Genomic DNA, 1,612 nt, shown 5'->3' on the forward strand with positions numbered 1-1,612 from the left:
CGGCTTCGGCGGCGGTAGTAACCTGCCCCCCGAGTTCGCCGACCTGTTCGGCGGCGGGGGTTACTCCTCCGGCGGCGGATTCCCCGGCTACCAGGCACCGCCCCGCAAGGGAGCGGACCGCACCGCCAGCACCACCATCTCCTTCGCGGGGTCAATCCGCGGGACCACCATCGGCCTGCGGGAACCGTCCGGTGAGGTCATCGATGTGCGGATTCCGGCCGGCATCCGGGATGGACAGAAGGTCCGGGTGCGCGGCAAGGGCCAGAACGGCCCGGCTGGAAGCGGGGACCTGATGGTCACCGTCAACGTGAAGCCGCATCCGTTCTTCCAGCGCGACGGCGACAACATCCGGGTGCACGTGCCGGTCACCTTCCCGGAGGCCACGCTGGGAGCGCAGATTGAGGTCCCCACCCTCGACGGTGAGAAGGTCACGGTCAAGGTGCCGGCCGGTACCCCGTCCGGCAGGACGCTGCGGGTGAAGGGGCGCGGGGTGAAGACTTCGAAGGTAACCGGTGATCTGCTGGTGACCATCGACGTCGTCGTTCCCCAGAATCTCAACAAGGACGCGGCAGCCGCGGTCGAGGCGTTCGCCAACGCCACGCAGGACGCTGATCCACGCGCCAGCCTGGCCGAGAAAGCGCGGCTGTAGGGTGTGGGCAATCTAGGCAGCAGAGGGGAGAAACACCATGTCTGTTGACATCAATATGCCGATCTACGTCATCTCCGTAGCGGCGGAGCTGGCGGACATGCACCCCCAGACGCTGCGCCAGTACGACAGGCTCGGCCTCGTGACGCCGAGCAGGGCGCGGCTTCGGCGGCGGTAGTAACCTGCCCCCCGAGTTCGCCGACCTGTTCGGCGGCGGGGGTTACTCCTCCGGCGGCGGATTCCCCGGCTACCAGGCACCGCCCCGCAAGGGAGCGGACCGCACCGCCAGCACCACCATCTCCTTCGCGGGGTCAATCCGCGGGACCACCATCGGCCTGCGGGAACCGTCCGGTGAGGTCATCGATGTGCGGATTCCGGCCGGCATCCGGGATGGACAGAAGGTCCGGGTGCGCGGCAAGGGCCAGAACGGCCCGGCTGGAAGCGGGGACCTGATGGTCACCGTCAACGTGAAGCCGCATCCGTTCTTCCAGCGCGACGGCGACAACATCCGGGTGCACGTGCCGGTCACCTTCCCGGAGGCCACGCTGGGAGCGCAGATTGAGGTCCCCACCCTCGACGGTGAGAAGGTCACGGTCAAGGTGCCGGCCGGTACCCCGTCCGGCAGGACGCTGCGGGTGAAGGGGCGCGGGGTGAAGACTTCGAAGGTAACCGGTGATCTGCTGGTGACCATCGACGTCGTCGTTCCCCAGAATCTCAACAAGGACGCGGCAGCCGCGGTCGAGGCGTTCGCCAACGCCACGCAGGACGCTGATCCACGCGCCAGCCTGGCCGAGAAAGCGCGGCTGTAGGGTGTGGGCAATCTAGGCAGCAGAGGGGAGAAACACCATGTCTGTTGACATCAATATGCCGATCTACGTCATCTCCGTAGCGGCGGAGCTGGCGGACATGCACCCCCAGACGCTGCGCCAGTACGACAGGCTCGGCCTCGTGACGCCGAGCAGGGCG

Annotated in this window: 2 protein-coding genes and 2 pseudogenes; all 4 read left to right on the forward strand. The window is 67.5% G+C overall.

Annotated elements, in window-relative coordinates; all coding sequences use genetic code 11:
* On the forward strand, nucleotides 1-649 hold a 649-nt coding region (locus tag X803_RS17795), incomplete at its 5' end, for a DnaJ C-terminal domain-containing protein (RefSeq protein ID WP_275450937.1).
* Between the two features lie 37 nt (nucleotides 650-686).
* Nucleotides 687-803, forward strand: a pseudogene (locus X803_RS21325) (MerR family DNA-binding transcriptional regulator); the annotation flags it as partial.
* Between the two features lie 25 nt (nucleotides 804-828).
* Nucleotides 829-1,455, forward strand: a pseudogene (locus X803_RS17800) (DnaJ C-terminal domain-containing protein); the annotation flags it as partial.
* Nucleotides 1,456-1,492: 37 nt separating this feature from the next.
* On the forward strand, nucleotides 1,493-1,612 hold a 120-nt coding region (locus tag X803_RS17805; RefSeq protein WP_035777918.1), incomplete at its 3' end, for a MerR family DNA-binding transcriptional regulator.

The sequence above is a fragment of the Arthrobacter sp. 35/47 genome, assembly GCF_000520475.1.
Lineage (GTDB): Bacteria > Actinomycetota > Actinomycetes > Actinomycetales > Micrococcaceae > Arthrobacter_D > Arthrobacter_D subterraneus.